Source organism: Nonomuraea sp. NPDC003709, assembly GCF_040610775.1.
GTDB lineage: Bacteria > Actinomycetota > Actinomycetes > Streptosporangiales > Streptosporangiaceae > Nonomuraea > Nonomuraea angiospora_A.
In genome coordinates this window covers 13929-31416 of record NZ_JBEXMW010000056.1, presented here as the reverse complement: position 1 = coordinate 31416, position 17488 = coordinate 13929, and the positions used below count along the sequence as shown (strand labels likewise).

Annotated in this window: 20 protein-coding genes; 10 read left to right on the top strand and 10 right to left on the bottom strand. The window is 70.9% G+C overall.

All coding sequences use genetic code 11. The annotated features are described in order from the left end of the window. From ABZX61_RS64380 to ABZX61_RS64370, 3 genes are all read right to left on the bottom strand, one after another. Positions 1–332 (bottom strand): SDR family NAD(P)-dependent oxidoreductase (locus tag ABZX61_RS64380; RefSeq protein ID WP_355212813.1); only part of this gene is annotated, 332 nt, incomplete at its 3' end. A 43-nt stretch (positions 333–375) separates the two neighbouring features. Further along, on the bottom strand, positions 376–663 hold the full coding sequence (locus ABZX61_RS64375; RefSeq protein WP_355212811.1) for a hypothetical protein: 288 nt from the start codon (positions 661–663) through the stop codon (positions 376–378). Positions 664–688: 25 nt separating this feature from the next. Then, positions 689–1066, bottom strand: coding sequence for a MerR family transcriptional regulator (locus ABZX61_RS64370; protein WP_350742754.1), 378 nt, complete (start codon positions 1064–1066; stop codon positions 689–691). A 50-nt stretch (positions 1067–1116) separates the two neighbouring features. On the opposite strand from ABZX61_RS64370, the gene ABZX61_RS64365 reads away from it, so the two are divergent. The 7 genes from ABZX61_RS64365 (at position 1117) to ABZX61_RS64335 (ending at position 7169) form a co-directional block, all read left to right on the top strand. Then, complete coding sequence (locus ABZX61_RS64365) at positions 1117–2001, top strand: NAD(P)-binding domain-containing protein (protein WP_355212809.1); 885 nt, start codon at positions 1117–1119, stop codon at positions 1999–2001. Then, a complete protein-coding gene (locus ABZX61_RS64360; protein ID WP_355212807.1) occupies positions 1998–2429 on the top strand; it encodes a PPOX class F420-dependent oxidoreductase in 432 nt (143 codons plus the stop codon). The genes ABZX61_RS64365 and ABZX61_RS64360 overlap by 4 nt, the downstream gene beginning before the upstream one ends. A 105-nt stretch (positions 2430–2534) precedes the next feature. Beyond that, entirely contained in the window at positions 2535–3956 is a 1422-nt protein-coding gene (locus ABZX61_RS64355) for an MFS transporter (protein ID WP_355212806.1), read from the top strand. Positions 3957–3960: 4 nt separating this feature from the next. Next, positions 3961–4437, top strand: coding sequence for a GNAT family N-acetyltransferase (locus tag ABZX61_RS64350; RefSeq protein WP_355212804.1), 477 nt, complete (start codon positions 3961–3963; stop codon positions 4435–4437). Positions 4438–4502: 65 nt separating this feature from the next. Next, on the top strand, positions 4503–5885 hold the full coding sequence (locus ABZX61_RS64345; RefSeq protein WP_355212802.1) for an SUKH-4 family immunity protein: 1383 nt from the start codon (positions 4503–4505) through the stop codon (positions 5883–5885). Between the two features lie 42 nt (positions 5886–5927). After that, positions 5928–6653 carry a hypothetical protein gene (locus ABZX61_RS64340; RefSeq protein WP_355212801.1) on the top strand — a complete coding sequence of 242 codons (726 nt, stop codon included), beginning with the start codon at positions 5928–5930 and terminating at the stop codon, positions 6651–6653. A gap of 3 nt (positions 6654–6656) precedes the next feature. Next, positions 6657–7169 carry an ATP-binding protein gene (locus tag ABZX61_RS64335; protein WP_355212800.1) on the top strand — a complete coding sequence of 171 codons (513 nt, stop codon included), beginning with the start codon at positions 6657–6659 and terminating at the stop codon, positions 7167–7169. Between the two features lie 167 nt (positions 7170–7336). Here ABZX61_RS64335 and ABZX61_RS64330 read toward each other — a convergent pair whose 3' ends face one another. The 5 genes from ABZX61_RS64330 to ABZX61_RS64310 form a co-directional block, all read right to left on the bottom strand. Next, the gene (locus tag ABZX61_RS64330) at positions 7337–8551 is read right to left on the bottom strand and encodes an MFS transporter (protein ID WP_355212798.1); all 1215 of its coding nucleotides are present in this window, start codon (positions 8549–8551) and stop codon (positions 7337–7339) included. Positions 8552–8560: 9 nt separating this feature from the next. Continuing rightward, positions 8561–9952 (bottom strand): AlkA N-terminal domain-containing protein, encoded by a 1392-nt coding sequence (locus ABZX61_RS64325; RefSeq protein WP_355212797.1) that lies wholly within the window; start codon positions 9950–9952, stop codon positions 8561–8563. Between the two features lie 60 nt (positions 9953–10012). Beyond that, positions 10013–11587, bottom strand: coding sequence for a polyketide antibiotic transporter (locus tag ABZX61_RS64320; protein WP_355212795.1), 1575 nt, complete (start codon positions 11585–11587; stop codon positions 10013–10015). Further along, positions 11584–12474 carry an ABC transporter ATP-binding protein gene (locus ABZX61_RS64315; protein WP_355212793.1) on the bottom strand — a complete coding sequence of 297 codons (891 nt, stop codon included), beginning with the start codon at positions 12472–12474 and terminating at the stop codon, positions 11584–11586. Before ABZX61_RS64315 ends, ABZX61_RS64320 begins: the two co-directional genes overlap by 4 nt. 74 nt (positions 12475–12548) lie before the next feature. Beyond that, positions 12549–13004, bottom strand: a complete 456-nt coding sequence (locus tag ABZX61_RS64310) for a transcriptional regulator (RefSeq protein WP_355212791.1) — start codon at positions 13002–13004, stop codon at positions 12549–12551. A gap of 88 nt (positions 13005–13092) precedes the next feature. On the opposite strand from ABZX61_RS64310, the gene ABZX61_RS64305 reads away from it, so the two are divergent. After that, positions 13093–13875, top strand: a complete 783-nt coding sequence (locus ABZX61_RS64305; protein ID WP_355212789.1) for an NAD(P)H-binding protein — start codon at positions 13093–13095, stop codon at positions 13873–13875. An 18-nt stretch (positions 13876–13893) separates the two neighbouring features. Here the strand turns inward: ABZX61_RS64305 and ABZX61_RS64300 are convergent, their stop codons facing one another. Then, on the bottom strand, positions 13894–14517 hold the full coding sequence (locus ABZX61_RS64300) for an FMN-binding negative transcriptional regulator (protein WP_355212787.1): 624 nt from the start codon (positions 14515–14517) through the stop codon (positions 13894–13896). Between the two features lie 35 nt (positions 14518–14552). Here ABZX61_RS64300 and ABZX61_RS64295 point away from each other — a divergent pair, with 35 nt between their 5' ends. Both ABZX61_RS64295 and ABZX61_RS64290 read left to right on the top strand, forming a co-directional pair. After that, positions 14553–15881 carry an aminotransferase class I/II-fold pyridoxal phosphate-dependent enzyme gene (locus ABZX61_RS64295; RefSeq protein ID WP_355212786.1) on the top strand — a complete coding sequence of 443 codons (1329 nt, stop codon included), beginning with the start codon at positions 14553–14555 and terminating at the stop codon, positions 15879–15881. A 403-nt stretch (positions 15882–16284) separates the two neighbouring features. Next, positions 16285–17193 carry a M23 family metallopeptidase gene (locus ABZX61_RS64290; RefSeq protein WP_355212784.1) on the top strand — a complete coding sequence of 303 codons (909 nt, stop codon included), beginning with the start codon at positions 16285–16287 and terminating at the stop codon, positions 17191–17193. A gap of 10 nt (positions 17194–17203) precedes the next feature. On the opposite strand, the gene ABZX61_RS64285 is transcribed toward ABZX61_RS64290, so the two are convergent. Further along, entirely contained in the window at positions 17204–17380 is a 177-nt protein-coding gene (locus tag ABZX61_RS64285; protein ID WP_355212782.1) for a hypothetical protein, read from the bottom strand. Between the last annotated feature and the right edge of the window lie 108 nt (positions 17381–17488).

Genomic DNA, 17488 nt, shown 5'->3' with positions numbered 1-17488 from the left:
CCGAACAGGTGCAGCTCCATCAGCTCACGCAACTGCGCGTCGCCGACCTCCTCGACCGCGCCCACCACGGCCCGGCCCGCGTTGTTGACCAGCACGTCGAGCTGTCCGAAACGGACAAGGGCGGCACGCACGAGCTCGCCGGCGGCGGTGGCATCCCGGGCGTCGAACTTCGCGATCAGGCAGCTGTCGGGGTAGGCGTCCGCCAGGTCGGCCACGCTCTCGGGCCGGCGCACCGCCGCCACCACGCGGTCACCCGCCGCGAGCGCCGCCTCGGCCAGCGCGCGTCCGAAACCCCGGGACGCGCCGGTGATGATCCAGGTCTTTGTCGTCATGCCGGCGACGCTACGGCTTCGAGCGCGCTCGAACGCAAACCGGCTACTTGGGGCCGGGCGACCGGAAAGCCATGACGTAGAAAACCGTTGAGGCGACGAGGAAGCAGACGGTGGGAACCATCAAGATGAGTCTCAACAGCGGATCGACGTCCAGAACCAGGGGAAGCAGCATCGTCGTCAGCGAGGCGGACATGAAGATCTGCGCCCAGGAGAACGGCTTCCAATAAGCCCATTTACCTGCCGGAACCCAGCGCGGGAGCCCTCGGTTGATCAGTGTGAAGATGCCGAGCAAGAACGGAAAAGCACACGTCGTGAGAGCGATCAGCGCCATGTAGTGCGTGACTGTCTCTAAGGACTCAAGCATGTGACCCGCTCTCCACAACGCGTCGCTCCGTGGCGTCGATGTAGTCGCGGAGGGACTGGCGGGAGCGGGCGAGTGTGTCGATGTGCTCGTCCAGGCCGTGCAGGCGGGCCCGCAAGGTGTCCAGGAGCTCGGGGCAGGGCTCCAGGTCGGGGGCCGCGCCGGTGGCGCAGGGGAGCAGGTACGCGATCTCCTGGGTCGACAGCCCGGCTTCGAGCAGCCTGCGGATCTGGGTCACGGTCAGGACGGCGTCGTCGCCGTACTCGCGGTAGCCGTTGGTGCCGCGCTCGGGTTCGAGCAGGCCCTGGGCCTCGTAGTAACGCAGCTGATGCGTGTGGACTCCGGTCTGCCGGCTCAACTCCCCGATCAGCACGCCCGTTCCCCCTTGACCTTCATATCGGTATGAACGTTGAGGATTCTGCCATGAGCACCAACAACGCCAACCACACTCCCGTGACGGTCATCGGCCTGGGGCTGATGGGCCAGGCGCTGGCCGGAGCGTTCCTGCGCGCGGGGCACCCCACGACCGTGTGGAACCGTACGGCGGCCAAGGCCGACCAGCTGGTGGCCCAGGGCGCGAAGCTCGCGGGCTCGGTCGGCGAGGCCGTCGCGGCCGGGCCGCTCGTGGTCGTCTGCGTCACGGACTACGACGCCGTGCACGGGCTGCTCGACCCGCTGGGCGCGGTTCTCGACGGCCGGGTCCTGGTCAATCTGGGTTCGGGTACGTCGCAGGGCGCCCGTGAGACCGCCGAGTGGGCGGCGCGGCAGGGCGGCGCCTACCTCGACGGCGCGATCATGGCCGTCCCCGCGGAGATCGGGGCGGACGCCGTCATCACCTACAGCGGGCCGCGGTCGGCCTTCGAGCTGTACGAACCCACCCTGAGGAGCCTCGGTTCGGGAACGACGTACCTCGGAGACGACCACACCCTGTCGGCGCTGCACGAGATGGCCGTGCTGAGCCTGATGTGGAACATCCTGAACGGGTTCCTGCAGGGCGCCGCCCTGCTCGGCGCGGCGGGGGTGCGAGCCGGCGCGTACGCCCCGCTCGCCGGCAAGGGGATCGAGATCGTGAACGGCTGGCTGGCGGACTACGCGGAGCAGGTCGACACGGGCGCGTACCCGGCCCTGGACTCCACCATCGACACCCACCTGGCCGCGATGGACCACCTCATCCACGAAAGCGAGTCCCTCGGCGTCAGTGCCGAGCTTCCGAGGTTCATCAAGGCCCTGACCGACCGGGCCGTGGCCGACGGGCGCGGCGGCGACGGCTACGCCGCGATGGTCGAGCAGTTCCGCAAGCCGTCATGACCGCCACACCGTTCGACCCGCGCACGCTGCTCGCGGAAAGCCGGCTGGGCGTCCTCGCGACGATCAAGTCGGACGGCCGCCCGCAGCTCTCCCCGGTCATGCCCTTCTACGACCGGAGGGCCGAGGTCGTCTACGTCTCGATGACCGAGGGGCGGGCCAAGACGGCGAACCTGCGCCGGGACCCGCGGGCCGCGCTGGAGGTCACCAGCCCCGACGGCTGGTCATGGGCCACCGCCGAGGGCACGGTGACGCTCACGGGGCCGGGCTCCGACCCCCACGGCCCCGAGGTCGAGGCGCTGGTGGACTACTACCGCCGCGCCGCGGGGGAGCATCCGGACTGGGAGGAGTACCGGTCGGTGATGGTGTCCGACCGCAGGGTGCTCATGACGATGAGGGTCGAGAACGTGTACGGAGAAAGAGTCCGCTGACCGGCGGGCGTTTCGCCTTTTCCATGACCTCCCACGTAATCGCCACGGTACAGGTGCCGGCGGCATTGTCTATCTCGCAAGCGGCCACCACACCAGGAGAGCGACATGACCGCCGTCAAGGCACCCGAGTCCGCCGTCCCCCGGACGGCGGACCCCGGCCAGGGGACTTTGCTGGTCCTCCTGTCCGGCCTCTTCATTACCACCCTCGACTTCTTCATCGTCAACGTGGCGATCCCCGCCATCCAGCGGGACCTGCACGCCACGCCTTCGCAGATCCAGTTCGTGGTGGCGGGGTTCGGCGTCGCGCTGGCCGCCGGGCTGATCACCGCCGGCCGGCTGGGGGACCTGTACGGGCGGCGCCGGATGTTCGCCGTCGGCCTGGCCGTCTTCACGGTGGCGTCGGCGCTCTGCGGGGCGGCGCCCACGGCCGGGATCCTGATCGGCGCCAGGATCGGCCAGGGCCTCGGCGCGGCGCTGCTGATGCCGCAGGTCCTGGCCATCATCAACACCACCTTCACCGGTGAGCACCGGGCCAAGGCGTTCAACGCCTACGGCGTCACGATGGGCTTCGGCGGCGTGTTCGGGCAGCTCATCGGCGGCGTGCTGATCAACGCGGACCTGGCCGGGCTGGGCTGGCGCACCATCTTCCTGATCAACGTGCCGGTTGGCGCGCTCGCCATCGCCCTGGTCCCGCGCCTGGTGCCCGAATCCCGCCTTCCGGGCGGCCCGAAGCTGGACCTGGCCGGTACGGCGCTCGTCTCGCTCGGCCTGGTCGCCATCGTCTATCCCCTCGTTCAGGGCCGCGAGCAGGGCTGGCCCGCGTGGACCTGGCTGTGCCTGGCGGCGGCGGTCGCCCTGCTGGCCTCGTTCGCGCTGCACCAGCGGCGGGTCGCCGCCCCGCTGGTGGACCCCGGGCTGTTCCGGCACCGCTCGTTCTCCGCGGGCACCGTGGTCAGCCTGCTGCACTCGATGACGATGGGCTCGTTCTTCCTGATCCTGGCGCTCTACCTCCAGCAGGGCCGCGAACTGGACGCGCTGGGATCGGGGCTCATCTTCCTTCCGCTGGGCCTCGGCTACTTCGCGTCCTCGACGCGGGCCGTCCGGCTCGCGGCCAGGCTCGGCCGCCAGGTCGTCGCGCTCGGGGCGCTGACCATGGCCCTCGGGTACGGCCTCCTCGCCCTGACCGCCACAGCCCTGGGCGAGCACGGTCCCATCGCCTGGATCATCCCCGGGCTCGTGGTCGCCGGCGCCGGAATGGGGCTGGTCATGGCCCCGCTGCCCGCACTCGTCCTGAACGGCGTGGACCCCAGGCACGCGGCCGCCGCCTCCGGCGTGCTGAGCACCGCGCAGCAGGCGGGCGGCGCGATCGGCGTGGCCGTGGTCGGCGTGGTCTTCTACGGCGCTCTGGGCGGCTACCCGCATGCCTTCGCCATGGGCCTGCTCCTCCTCATCGCGCTGGACGTGGCGGTCGTCGCCCTTGTCCAGGCCCTGCCCCGGCTGCGTAACCGCACCGAAGGGGCAGAATGAGCCGGTGACCAGTCCCATTGAGGCGCCCCTGCTCGCCCTGATCCCGTTGCGCCCGGAGCACGCCGACGAGATGGCCATCGTGCTGTCGGACCCGGACCTGCACACGTTCACCGGCGGCGCCCCGCTCACCGCGCCGGAGCTGCGCGCCCGCTACGAGCGGCTGGTCGCCGGGCCGCCCGGCTGGCGCAACTGGGTGATCCGGTCGCGGAAGGAAGAACGGCTGGTCGGGTACGTGCAGGCCACGATCGACGGCCGGACCGCCGAGATCGCCTGGGTGATCGGCACACCCTGGCAGGGCCGCGGTCTGGCCACCGCGTCCGCCCGGGCCCTGGTCGACCAGCTCGTACGGGATGGGATCGACACGATCGTGGCGCACATTCACCCCGATCACGCCGCCTCGGCCGCCGTCGCCACGGCGGCCGGCCTGCGTGCCACCGACCGGTGGCACGAGGGGGAGGTCCGCTGGGAACGTACCGTCTGATCCGTAAAGATCCCCTACCCTTGGGGGAACTTGATCTCAAAGGTCTGACGTCGGGGTGTTGAATCGTGGTCACGCACGAAGAGATGGTCGAGGCTTTCGGTGACGAGGGCCTGCTGCTGATGGACGTCGAGCAGTGCCGCGAGAAGGGGCTCTCGGAGGAGGACGTCCGGATCCTGTCCGAGGTCGGGCTGCCGGTGCGCGCGGACCAGGCGTTCACCACCTTCATCGCCGACGAACCGCGGGTGGGCTCCCTCGTCGTGTTCAGGACGCCGGGCGGGGACCTCAACGTCCTCACGCTCGGCGGCACGTCGGGAGACACGGGCATGCGCTACTTCCTCGACATCCGCAGCGGCGTCGTCGGCCTGCTCTCGATGGACGAGACGCCGCAGGCGGAGAAGATCAACAGCTCTCTCGCGAACTTCGTCGAGTTCCTCTACCGGCTCAGGCTGCGCCAGCAGGCGTTGAACGGCGAGTCCCCGGAGGCCGGCAAGGACTACACGGAGAAGCTGTGGCTCTCCCTCAAGGAGCTGGACCCGGACGCCTTCGGCGAGGCCGAGGCCTGGTGGTCGATGGTGATGGACACCCTGATGAGCCGGAACCTCATCTCCGAGACCCGCGCGTTCCTCGAACAGCGCCGCGCCGAGGTCTCCGACACCGTGTCCAAGCTGATCGAGTTCGAGGAGGCCGTCGCGCCGCGCGGCACGCAGCGCGAGGGCTTCGACCGGGCGCTCAGCCGGTTGGAGCACGAGGGCTGGCAGATCGTCGACGCCGAGCGCTTCGCGTCCGACACCGCGACCAGCGGCCTGCTGAGCCCGTGCGCCGACCACTTCACCCCGGACGGGACGCTGGCCGACGACGTGCCGCTCGCGTGGCGGGGCGGGCTGCCCTCCAACATCCAGGCGGCGTTCGCCCGTGAGGGTCTCGTGGTCTCCGTTCCCGGACAGGCGGGTCAGGAAGACGACTACGACGCGCTGCTGGAGATGGACGACGACGAGCTGGCCAAGCACAGCGACGCCCTGATGGACTCGCTCATCGCCTCGGTCCACGGCCTGAACAAGCCGGAGGAAGGGGTCGTGACCTGCCTGGCCGCCGACCGGTCGTCCGACCTGTGCCGGATCTCGGCGGCCTTCGACCGGCTGGCCGCGCACGGCTACCTCGCCGAGCCCGACCTCTGGCCGACCGCCTCCGGCGCCTGGCAGCAGGTCCACGAGGCGGCCTCCGCTGCCGGGCAGCCGCCCAGGGCCGTCTTCTGGACGACGCAGTCGCACACGGCGAGCTTCGACGCGTACGGCGATCTGGTGGACGAGCTCGTCCTGCAGTGGACCGGCGATCGCGACCTGATCGCGCAGGCGCTGGCCGGCACCGGGCTCGAGGTGGAGGTTCCCGAGCACGAGAGCACCGCGTTCCTCCTGCGCCCGGCCTCGGAGGGGCGTTTCGAAGTTTCTTGATGTGAGCCGTCGCGCGCCGCGGGGCTCTGTACCGTGCTGCCGGTGAAGATCCAGAAGATGGGAACGCGGCCGTGGCTGGCCGCCGGCGCGGCGATGATCACGGTGCTCGCGGGGGTGGCCGGCCCGGCTCGGGCGGGGGAGAACTATGGGGAGTACTCCCGGTTCGCCGACCGCAGCGCCGGACAGTACTGGTCCGACGGGCAGGCGGCCGGGCAGTGGACCTGGAAGCCCCTGTCTTCGACGACCTCGGAGATCAGCTGGGGCGACCCGAAGAAGTGGCCGCCGGACTACGCGGAGAAGTTCGTGCGTGACGGCGACTGGCTGACGCTGGACGGGTGGCGGGGGAACGGCACGTACTACACCGTCAGGGTGACCAAGGAGCAGATCGGCGACGCCAAGTGCGGCGACCTGCGTACGTTCGCCACGTCGGGCCCGCAGCACTACGTGAAGTGGGACATTCCCTCGCAGGGGTACTGCCTCAAGGCGTGGGGGACCATCACCGAGAAGTCGTCGGGGAAGGTCATCGACTTCGGCCACACCCAGATCTGGTCGCCGCCCGCGCCCTGCTCGAACCAGTACCTGAGCGGGAAGACCTGCATCAAGCAGTGGGAATCCTGGTGGGACAACAAGGATGCCCCGGGCAAGCCGATCACCAGGAAGCTGGACCGCGACCAGTACATCGCCCGTGGCCTTGGCATGGCGTTCAAGATCCAGCAGTATTTCCCGAAGGATTGGAAGTCGGAAGCGCGCTCCTACTGGACCTGGTGATCCATGATCGTATGGCTGAACGGGACGTTCGGCGCGGGTAAGACGAGCACCGCGAGGGAGCTCATCCCGCTCGTTCCCGGTGCTCGCTGTTTCGATCCCGAGCAGGTCGGCTTCATGCTGCGGACCGTCTCCGACCTCCCGAGCGTCGGTGACTTCCAGCACTGGACACCATGGCGGGGCCTCGTCGTGGAGACTGCGGCGCGGCTGCTCGACTACGTGGGCGGGGCGCTCGTGATGCCGCAGACCGTCCTGGTCGAGGAGTACTGGCGGGAGATCAGCGCCGGCCTGCGGGAGGCCGGCATCCCCGTGCACCACTTCGTGCTCCACACCGACCAGGAGACCCTGACCCGCCGGATCGAGGCCGCCGACGACGTGTCGGCCCGGAAATGGCGGCTGGAGCACCTGCCGGCGTACGCGGACGCCTTCCCCTGGCTCAGCCGCGAAAGCCAGGTCGTCGACACGACCGAGCAGCCGCCCGCCGAGGTGGCCAGGAGCATCGCGAACCGGCTCGGCTGAGGGAGTTCATCCACAGGTGTGTGCCCAGGCCGGTGGACAGTCGGCCGGAGGTGGTCGCGGGCTGTGGTATGGCGACGCCAAGCCCTGATTCTCCAGCATTCCGGCCCTTCCGGAGCGTTCGGGACAGGTGCTTCCGCCGCCCCTGGTGAGGGCCTGTACGGGCCTGGTTATCCACAGGAGGATCCAGTTATCCACAACCGGCGGCCCTCGCGGACGAACAGCAGGGCGAAGGCGGGAAGGGCCGCCAGAGCGCTCATCAGGATCACCGCCCCCGCCAGGTTGCCCGCCACCAGCAGCGGGGTGACCACGGCGGCCCCGACGGGCGGGGTCGCCTGCATCATCGTGCGGAAGACACTGAAGACCCGGCCGCGCTGGGACGGCGGGATGCGCTCCATGCGCAGCGACTGCGCCCAGACGGTCATGGGGGCGCTGAACATGCCGATGACCAGGAAGCCCGCGGCCACCGGGATCCAGTCGGGCGACCCCAGCGCCGCCAGGAACCCTGCCGCCGCCACCAGCTCCACCACGGCGATCGCGACCAGCCTGTCGATCCGCGGCCGCCAGGCCCCGGCCACGAACCCGCCCACGAGCTCACCGGCCGACAGGGCGGCCATGAGGAGCGAGAGGGCGGCGCCGTCGCCCGGAAGCTGCTCCTTGGCCAGCCACGGGGCGACCACCATGGTCATCGCGCCTTCGGCGATGTTGAAGGCCATGAAGGCGAGCGTGGTGCCGACGAGGACCCTGTCGCGGAAGACCGTCACGCGTTCGGCCTGGGGCGCCGGCTTCGCGTGCGGCCGCAGGGGGCGGCGGACCAGGGCCACGGCCACGGCGAAGCAGGCGTAGGTGGCGGCGTCCAGGGCCAGGAGGTTCGCCGGGCCGAGGGTGCTCAGGAGCGGGGCGGCCAGGGTGAAGCCGATGATGCCGGACAGGGAGTAGCTCACGGATTCGAGCGCGTTGGCGGCGTCGCGTTCTCGCGGGGCGACCAGGTCGGGGATGGCGGCCGGGACCGCCGCCATGGGGACCATCTTCAGCAGGCCGTAGAGGGCGGCGACGAGGAAGGGGAGCCAGGCCGGCACGGTCGCGACCGCTGCCGCGAAGGGGATGGATCCGACGGCGACACCGCGCAGCACGCTGTCGGCGATCAGCGCTGCCCGCTTGTCGAACCGATCGAGCAACGGCCCCGCGACCAGGCCGCCGACCACGACGGGAGCGGTGTAACAGACGGCCAGGAAGCCCAGTTTCGCCGTTCCGCCGGGCTGCGCCAGGACCAGCCAGGACAGGGCCACGAACGTCATGCTGTCGCCCACCACCGAGACGGACGCGCCGAGCCAGAGGCTGCGGAAGTCACGCCTGTTCTTGAGGAGGGACAAATAGGTCGACACGAAGGTTCCTCAGGGGGTGTGGGTGCGTGGCGTGCTCAGGTGCTGCATCGCGTACGAGCGCCAGGGCCGCCATCGGTGCGCGTCCCCGGCCGTCAGCCCGAGGCGGTGCAGTCCCTCCCGCACGGCCGGGTCGGAGGGGAGGAAGACGTCGGGGTCGCCGAAGGCCCGCATGCGGATCCGTGCCACGGCCTCCACGTCCATGCCCGGCAGGGCCAGGAGCTCGCGTTCGGCCTGGTCGCGATCGGCTTCGGGGCCGAGGTGGAGGGTCCCGGCGGCCAACGCGCGGGCCAGGGCGGTGACCGGGGCGGGCGCGTCGGAGCTCGCCAGGGCCTCCATGCGGGGGAAGGCATGAGTGACGCCGGCCGCTGGATGGGGGAGTCGGGTGCCGTAGGTGCGGACCAGGCGGGCGAGCCGGGATCGGCCGGTGGGGGTCTCCTCGTTCAGGATCGCGCGGATCGCCATCTCGGCCGCGTCCACCTGGCGGGGCACGCGCCTGCCGGGAGTCCGCGCCACCACGGCGGTGAGGCGTGGGTCGCGGGTCAGGTGGTCGGAGATGTCGCGAGGGTCGGCGTCCAGGTCCAGGAGGTGGCGGCAGCGCCGTACCGCTGCCGCCAGATCCTTCAGGTTCTCCAGGTGGAGCTCGCAGGAGACGTACGTGCGCGCGGGGCGGAGCGTGACGAGGCCGGGGCCGTGCGGGAGGGTCAGCGAGCGGCGGTAGCAGTGGGCGGTGACGTCCTCCAGGCCGGGGATCGCGCGGGTGGCGAGGTAGGAGAACAGGGCCGGCAGGTCCAGGGGCGGGCGGTAGGTGAGGCGTAGCCGTATCGCGCCTGGTGGGCGGCGGGCGGAGGGAGTGCCCCGCAGGGCGGTGGGGGTCGTGCCGTAGACCTTGCGTACGGTGTCGTTGAACTGGCGGATCGAGGAGAAGCCGGCGGCGAACGCTATCTCGCTCGCGGGCAGGTCCGTGGTCTCCAGGAGCGTTCTGGCGGTGGCCGCGCGCTGGGCACGGGCCAGGGCCTGCGGGCCCGCGCCCAGGTCGGCGGTGAGCTGGCGGTGCAGCTGGCGCTCGCTGTAGCCGAGCCGGGACGCCAGGCCGGCGACGCCTTCGCGGTCCACGAGGCCGTCGGCGATGAGCCGCATGGCGCGGCCCACCACGTCCGCCCGGACGTTCCACTCGGGGGAGCCGGGGACGGTGTCCGGGCGGCAGCGTTTGCAGGCGCGGAAGCCCGCCTCCAGGGCGGCCGCGGAGGAGGGGTAGAAACGGACGTTCTCGCGCTTGGGAAGGGCGGCCGGACAGCTCGGGCGGCAGAAGACGCCGGTGGTCACGACGGCGACGAAGAACCGGCCGTCGAATCGGCCGTCACGGCTTCTGAGCACGGAATACGCGTCTTCGTCGGTGAGCACGCGGACCACTCTTCCGCCTCCGCCGCCGCGCCCACTAGTGGAAATCGGACATCAAGCAGCTCAGCCCAGGTCGCGGTCGCGGAGGCGGATCAGGGCGGTGGCGACGAGCAGCGCGGTCAGCGCGAGGATCACCGTCGCCGGTGCCGCGGTGAACGGCTCGCCCGACACCGTGTTGGGCGTGTAGTGGAACGGCTCCACGCGGCTCCAGCCCCACAGCCCGAACAGCGGTCCACCCAGGTCGCCCACCATGGCGACCGCGCACCAGACCGTCCACGAGAGCGCGACCGACACCCGCGGCAGCACCCCCACGGCGAAGGCGGCGAACGCTCCGACGAGCCAGGCGGCCGGTACGTGTTCCAGCGCCGCAGCCAGGACCCGGCCCACCGCCGGATCCCCCATGACCAGCGAATAGATCAGCCCCGTGACGAACCCGCCGAGGGCCAGCAGCGCCAGGGTGCCGAGCGCGGCCACGGCCAGGTGCGCCGCCGCCCAGCGCAGCCGGCTCACCGCGGTGGACAGCAGGGCCTCGGCGTGGCCGGAGGACTCCTCGTGGTGCAGCCGGAGCGTGGCGAGCACCGGGTAGAGCGCGACCGTGTACGCCAGCAGGAGCACGATGATCCACAGGTACGCGTCCACCGGATCCCCCGACGGACCCCCGTACCGGTGCAGGAAGGTGTCGAGGACCCGTCCGGGCTGGTCCGCGAGGCGGGGTGCGACGCCGCTGAGGCCGGCGAAGAGCGCGGCGGCGGCCGTCACGCCCGCGGCCCACTTGGCCAGCAGGCCGCGCTGGAGGCGCCAGGCCAGGCTGAACGGCCCCTTCAGGTACGGCCCCGCGGCCGGCCCAGGACGTACGGGGAGCAGGCCGGCGTCCAGGTCGCGACGGGCGGACAGCGCGTACGCGAGCGCCAGCAGGACCCCGGTCGCCGCCAGCGACACGATCAGCGGCCACCACCGGTCGGCCGCGTAGGCCCGCACCAGGTGGCTCCAGCCGAGCGGCGAGCTCCATGTCAGCCAGGTCGTGCCCGAGGCGTCACCGAGGTAGCGCAGCACGTAGGAGACGCCGAGCGCGAGCAGTCCGAGCGTGGTGGCGGTGCGCGCGGTCTGCGCGAGCTGGGAGGCCAGCGCGCCGATCGCGGCGAAAACCCACCCCGCCGCCGTGATCGCGGCCCCGTACGCGAGCGACCCGGCCGGCTCCATGCCGATCGCGACGAGGACGCCCGCGGTGAGCGCCCCGGCGACCAGCGCGGCGACGGCCGCGGTGACGAGGGCCGCGGTGAGCGGCGCGGCCCTGCCGATCACGCCGGACAACATCAGCTCCTGCCGCCCGGACTCCTCCTCCGCCCTGGTGTGCCTGATCACGATGGTCAGGGCCATCCAGGCGGTGAGCAGGAAGAGCAGGCCGCCGCTGCGCCAGGCCGCCATCGCGCCGACCGAGGGTTCGGCGACGGGGCCACCGAGGCCGAGGAAGATCGGGTTTTCGGAGATCACCCGCGCGTACACGCGCAGCGCCTCCTGGGTGGTGAAGTACCTCTCGATGTAGGAGACCAGGCCCGCGCCGAGCATGACGACGACGAGGATCCAGACGGCCGAGCGGAGGCGTTCGCGGCGGGCGGCCAGCCCGAGCAGCACGGTCATCGCGCGGCCCCCTGGTAGTGGCGCAGGAACAGGTCCTCCAGGCTCGGCGGGCTGCAGGTCAGGCCGCGTACGCCGATCGTGGACAGCCGGGCGAGCAGCCCGTCGAGCGCGTCGGAGTCGGCCTGGCACGTGAGGCGGCCGTTCTCGACCAGCACGTCGTGCACGCCGGGCAGGTCGCTCAACGGGCCGGGGGAGCCCGCCAGGTCGGCGGTGATCGAGGTGCGGGTGAGGTGGCGCAGGCCGGAAAGGGTGCCCGACTCCACGGCTCGGCCTGCGCGGATGATCGTGACCCGGTCGCACAGGGCCTCGACCTCGGACAGGAGGTGGCTGGACAGCAGGACCGTGCGTCCCGCCCGCTGCTCCTCGACCACGCTGGTACGGAAGGCGGCCTCCATCAGCGGGTCGAGCCCCGCGGTCGGCTCGTCGAGGATCAGCAGCTCGGCCCCGGAGGAGAAGGCGGCGACCAGCGCCACCTTCTGGCGGTTCCCCTTGGAGTAGGCGCGGGTCCTCTTGCGCGGGTCCAGCTCGAACCTGTCCATCAGCTCGGCGCGGCGCCGCTGGTCGAGCCCGCCCCTCGCCCGGCCGAGCAGGTCGATCACCTCGCCTCCGGTGAGCGCGGGCCACAGGGTCACGTCGCCCGGTACGTACGCCAGACGCCGGTGCAGTTCGGTGGCCTGCCGCCACGGGTCGCCGCCGAGCAGCCTGACCGTGCCGGAGGTGGCCCTGATGAGGCCGAGGAGGATGCGGATGGTCGTGGACTTTCCCGCGCCGTTCGGGCCGAGGAAGCCGTGCACTTCGCCGGCGCGTACGGACAGGTCGAGCCCGTCGAGCGCGCGGGTCGCGCCGTACGACTTCGTCAGTGCGGTGACCGAGATCAAGTCGTCCATGGGGATTTCCTTGTGAGAAGGCATGGCGGGACGGCGGCGTGGCCGCAGAGAGCCCGCCGCGTCCGCTCTGGGTTTCAGTCGGAGGCCTGGTCGAGCACCTTGGCGAGGCCGGCGATGGCGGTCCTGGCCGACTCGATGCGCCTGGTCTGCGCCTCGTCGGTCCAGCCGAGTCGCAGGCCCTCCGCGGCCAGCTCGTCGAACGCGATGAACGCGGCGAGCTTCTGCCGGATGACCTTGGACCAGGCGTCGTCCTCGATCTGGTAGTAGACGTTCCGCTCCCCTGGCTTGCGGAACCTGCGGATGAGCTTGATGGACGTCAGGAGGTGCATGTTCGTCGTCAGCGAGGCGCGGCTCGCGCCGATGGCGTCGGCGATGTCGCTCGCGGTCTGCGCCGGCGGGTCGCACGCCATGAGCCAGCCCAGGACGCGGCCGGTGATCGGGGCGAGTCCCCATTCCTCGGAGACGAACGCGGCCACCCGCTCGACCCATTCGAGCACCTGCTCGCGGTCAGGGCCGCCCTGCGTACTCATGCGGTCATCCTAACGTTCAGCTTTCTAGCCAGTAATTTCAGACTAGACTGAAACAACTGGCAATGGCAAGCCGATGTTTACTGGTTGCATGATTCTGGTTCTGGGTGCCACGGGCAGGACCGGGCGCCTCGTCGTCGCCGGGCTGCGGGACCGGGGCGTGCCGTTACGGGCGGCCTCCCGGTCGGCGTCGGTGCGCTTCGAGTGGGACGACGCGCGTACCTGGGGTTCCGTCGTCGAGGGCGTTTCCGTGATCTACCTGGTGACGCCCGAGGACCCTGTGTTCCCGGCCGGGCTGGTGGCCTCGTTCCTCGCGGTCGCGCGGGCGGCCGGAGTGTGGCGGGTCGTGCTGCTGTCCGGGCTGAGCGCGGGGTACGGGAGCGTGCCGATGGCCTCACGTGAGACGGCCGTGCGCGAGGCCGGGCCGGCATGGACGATCCTGCGGCCCGGCGCCTTCCAGCAGAACTTCGCGACCCTGGCCGGGAAAGAGGAGTTGCGGCTGCCGCTGGGGCCGGAGCCGTACACCGCGCCGATCGACGTCGCCGACATCGCCGACGTCGCGGTGGCCGTGCTCACCGGCGCGGGGCACGAGGGCCGGATCTACCCGCTGGCGGGGCCGCGCGCCCTGTCGTACCCCGAGCTCGTCGCGATCGTCTCGCGGGAGACGGGGCGCACCGTGGTGTACGTCGACGAGCCGGTCGAACGATGGACGGAACGGACGAAGGCCGCGGGCGCCTCGGAAGCGGCCATGAACTGGTCCTTGGAGACCTTCGACGCCATCCGCCGCGGGGAGTACGCCCGGCTCCACGACGGGGTCCAGCGAATCCTCGGGCGCCCGCCCCGGGAGTTCACCGTCCTCAGGCCATCCGCCTGAGTTGCTGCGCCCGGGCGCTCACCGCGCGTGGGTCATCCGCCTGAGCTGTTGGGCCCGCGCGCCCGCGTCGCCCGGCAGGTCCCGCTCGGCGAGCCCGTCCGCGATCCGCTCGCGGAACTCGACCGGCCGGTGGTCGTCGTACTTGAACTTGGCCCGCACCTCCACCACCTCCAGCCGCAGCCCCCGGATCGCCGAGAGCATCTTCCGGTACGGCCCCGCGTCCGCGGCCACCTCGCCGTGCCCGCCGCCGGGCTCGTGGTGGGCCAGCTGGCGGCGCAGGATCTCGGCCTTGCCCTCCTTGTCGTCCACGATCCGGGCCTGGCAGGTGAGCTGCACCGAGGCGTAATAGCTGGTCGGCACGCCGGTCTCCGGGGTGTCGGAGCGCCAGCCCGACGGGATGTAGGCGTAGTCGTCGTGCACGGTCACCACCACGGCCGGGTTGGCCTCCAGCGCGGGCCAGATCGGGTTCGGCCTGGCCAGGTGGAGCACGACCGCACTGCCGTCGAACAGGAAATGCGTCGGCACCACGACCGGCGGGCCGCCGTCCACGCCGTTCGCGGCCAGTTGCCCGAAGTCGCGCGTACGCAGCCAGGCCCGCCATTCGTCGCCGTCGTGGGCCGCGTCCCAAGGATGAATGAGCACCCCATACCTCTTTGTATTAGTACATAATGGATTTTGTGTCAGAAAAGTACCTGATTGCAGGTGGAACTGCCAGCGAGCTTGCGGCCGGGGTCGAGGCCGCCGTGTCGGAGGGGCGGCTTTCACCAGGCGCGCTGCTCCCGCCGGTGCGCGAGCTGGCCTCCCGGGCCGGGGTCAGCCCCAACACGGCGGCGGCCGCGTACCGGCTGCTGCGCGAGCGCGGCGTCATCGAGACCGCCGGGCGGCGCGGCACGCGGGTCAGGCCGCGCCCGGCCAGCACGTTCCGGGAGGAGATCCGCATCGAGGTGCCTCCTGGCGCGCGCGACCTGTCCACGGGCAACCCCGACCCGGCCGTGCTGCCGCCCCTGGGGGACGCCCTCGCCGCCGCGGCCCGCGCGCACGAGGAGCGGCCCGCCATGTACGGGACGGGCGACGACGAGGAGCTGATCGCCCTGGCCGGCGAGCGCCTGCGCGCGGACGGCGTACCGGCCGGCCCGCTGGCGATCACCTCGGGCACCCTCGACGCGGTCGAACGGGTGCTGGCCGCTCAGCTGCGCCCCGGCGACGCGGTGGCCCTGGAGGATCCGAGCTGGACGGCCCTGCTCGACCTGGTCGGCGTCATGGGGCTGCGTCCCGTGCCGATGCGGGTGGACGACGAAGGCCCTCTGCCCGACGAGCTCGGCCGGGCCCTGCGGACCGGGGTCCGAGCCGTCGTGATCACGGCCCGCGCCCAGAACCCGTTCGGCGCCGCCGTCTCCGCCGAACGTGCTGGGGCCCTGCGAGAGGTGCTGGCGGCGTACCCGGGGGTGCTGCTCATCGAAGACGACCACGGGGCCGGTTTCGTGGACCTTCCCCTGCACCCGCTGGCGGGGGTCACGCAGCGCTGGGTGCTCACGCGTTCGACGGCCAAGGCCTTCGGCCCCGATCTACGCGTCGCCCTGACCACCGGCGACCCGGTCACGCTCGGCCGGCTGCGCGGCCGCCAGCGCCTGGCCGCGGGCTGGGTCAGTCACCTGCTGCAACGCGCCGTCGCGTACCTCTGGCGTACGGACGCGGTGGACACGGCGGCGGTGGCGGCCTCTTACGCGCGGCGCAGGGACGGCCTGGTGACGGCGCTGGCCGGGCGCGGCATCCCGGCGCACGGGCGCACCGGGCTCAACGTGTGGGTGCCCGTCCCGGACGAGGCCACCGCGATCACCCGCCTGCTCGCCCGCGGCTGGGCCGTCGCGCCCGGCGCCCGCAACCGCATCGCCACGCCGCCCGCCATCCGCCTCACTGTCTCGACCCTGGCTGCCGACGAGGTGGACCGGCTCGCGGACGACGTCACCGCCGCCCTGCGCCCGTTCTCGAGCGGCCGGTACGGCTAGGTCCGGGACGGATACCGGGCTCCCGCGAGGTCCTCGGCGAGGTGGCCACGGCCCGTCGTTCCCGTAGGGGCTCATGTGCATTCATGCGCCCCATCCGACCGGCAAAGAGGCCCTTAAATAAGGGGTGGCCAAATCTATAATTTTGGGCGTACATAAACTAGGCTCACCATCGGATTGGCCGAAGTGGGCTGCGGTTTTGATAAGTACTTGACGGCAAGTTGAAGAGCCGCAAAATTTCATCTCCGTAGAGATTGATGAAGAGAACTTTCAGGGATATCTTCATGATCGACCGCCCTCCCCCACGGGCGGTGAGGTGTCGAAATGCTGCCATGTCGCAAATCGACACCATTGGAACTGGGTGCCCCACCGTATCCCCCCACAGCACCTGTTCAGAGAGGTGAGCATGCCCACAATCGGCAGGCCGACCTGGCCGAAAGCCCTCAAACCCGCGATCACCGTCCTGTTGGTCACCGTCGCGGCAGCGCTGATTCCCCAGGCCGCCTCAGCGCAGGACGCCGGCGTCCTGGCTGTGTCTCACAAGAGCCCGTTCAACTGCGGAAAGACCTTCTACGCCAACAACTGGACCGGGACCCCCGCCCACAACCCGTCCGGTTCTATCGACTGGCAGGACTACGGGGGCGACGACATCAACGGCGAGACCGTGCGTGCCACCGCCGCGGGCACCGCGACCTTCAGCGACGCGGGAAGCACCAGCTACGGCAAGTGGATAGAGATCCGGCACAGCGACGGCACCAGGACCCGCTACGCCCACCTGGCGACCATGGTGAGGTCGGCCGGCAGCACGTTGACCGTCAGCCAGGGCACCGTGATCGGGACCGTCGGCTCGACGGGCGGCTCGAACGCGCCGCACCTGCACTACGAACAGCGGACCTCCACCGGTGCGATGGACACCAGCCCGACCGTGGACGGCGTGACCGTGTCCCTGGGCCAGAAGAAGGCCATCACGAGCACCAACGGCTGCGGCAGCAGCAACCCCTACACCCCTGAGGAGGTCTGCGGCAGCGGTTACTCGGTCATCGACTCGGCCGCTCTCACGGGTGGCCGCACGTACCTGCTCTACAACTCGGGTAACGGCTACAACTGCGTCGTGACGCTGAAGTCGACGAACCTCGGCTCGGCGTCGGCGGTGTCGGCCTTCCTGGAGCCGCAGAACGAAAGCAGGACGACCGACTCGGGCAGCTACGACTACTACGCGGGTCCCGTCAGGCGCGACGCGGCCGGGCAGTGCGTCAAGTGGGGCGGCTCGGTCGGCAGCAGTTCCTACACCAGTGGCTTCGAACACTGCGATTAAGAGCGAGACGTCAATGGCCACTCCCCGATCGCGGGGGGTGGCCATTGCGCTGTCCAGGGCGACGCAGCAACACCATGGCCAGCCATATCAGCGTGGGCAGAAGGACCAGCATCACGCCGATGCCCAAGGTGAAGAGGTATACGACGTCGGCGTCCGGTGACGAGATGTAAGCGTCATCGTTGTCCACCCGATGACGATATCGGCAGGTGAGCAGCCGCAGCCAAGCGAGCGGGGAGAGTCAGGCAAGACGACGCCCAACCGGTTCCAACTCCTGTCCAAGATGGCTACAAGTCCC

What these genes read in the sequence shown, in the direction of transcription:
- ABZX61_RS64375 (WP_355212811.1), bottom strand. Translation starts at nt 663, where the DNA reads ATGGCGCTGATCGCTCTCACGACGTGTGCTTTTCCGTTCTTGCTCGGC.
- ABZX61_RS64365 (WP_355212809.1), top strand. Translation starts at nt 1,117, where the DNA reads ATGAGCACCAACAACGCCAACCACACTCCCGTGACGGTCATCGGCCTG.
- ABZX61_RS64360 (WP_355212807.1), top strand. Translation starts at nt 1,998, where the DNA reads ATGACCGCCACACCGTTCGACCCGCGCACGCTGCTCGCGGAAAGCCGG.
- ABZX61_RS64355 (WP_355212806.1), top strand. Translation starts at nt 2,535, where the DNA reads ATGACCGCCGTCAAGGCACCCGAGTCCGCCGTCCCCCGGACGGCGGAC.
- ABZX61_RS64335 (WP_355212800.1), top strand. Translation starts at nt 6,657, where the DNA reads ATGATCGTATGGCTGAACGGGACGTTCGGCGCGGGTAAGACGAGCACC.
- ABZX61_RS64320 (WP_355212795.1), bottom strand. Translation starts at nt 11,587, where the DNA reads ATGACCGTGCTGCTCGGGCTGGCCGCCCGCCGCGAACGCCTCCGCTCG.
- ABZX61_RS64315 (WP_355212793.1), bottom strand. Translation starts at nt 12,474, where the DNA reads ATGGACGACTTGATCTCGGTCACCGCACTGACGAAGTCGTACGGCGCG.
- ABZX61_RS64310 (WP_355212791.1), bottom strand. Translation starts at nt 13,004, where the DNA reads ATGAGTACGCAGGGCGGCCCTGACCGCGAGCAGGTGCTCGAATGGGTC.
- ABZX61_RS64305 (WP_355212789.1), top strand. Translation starts at nt 13,093, where the DNA reads ATGATTCTGGTTCTGGGTGCCACGGGCAGGACCGGGCGCCTCGTCGTC.
- ABZX61_RS64290 (WP_355212784.1), top strand. Translation starts at nt 16,285, where the DNA reads ATGCCCACAATCGGCAGGCCGACCTGGCCGAAAGCCCTCAAACCCGCG.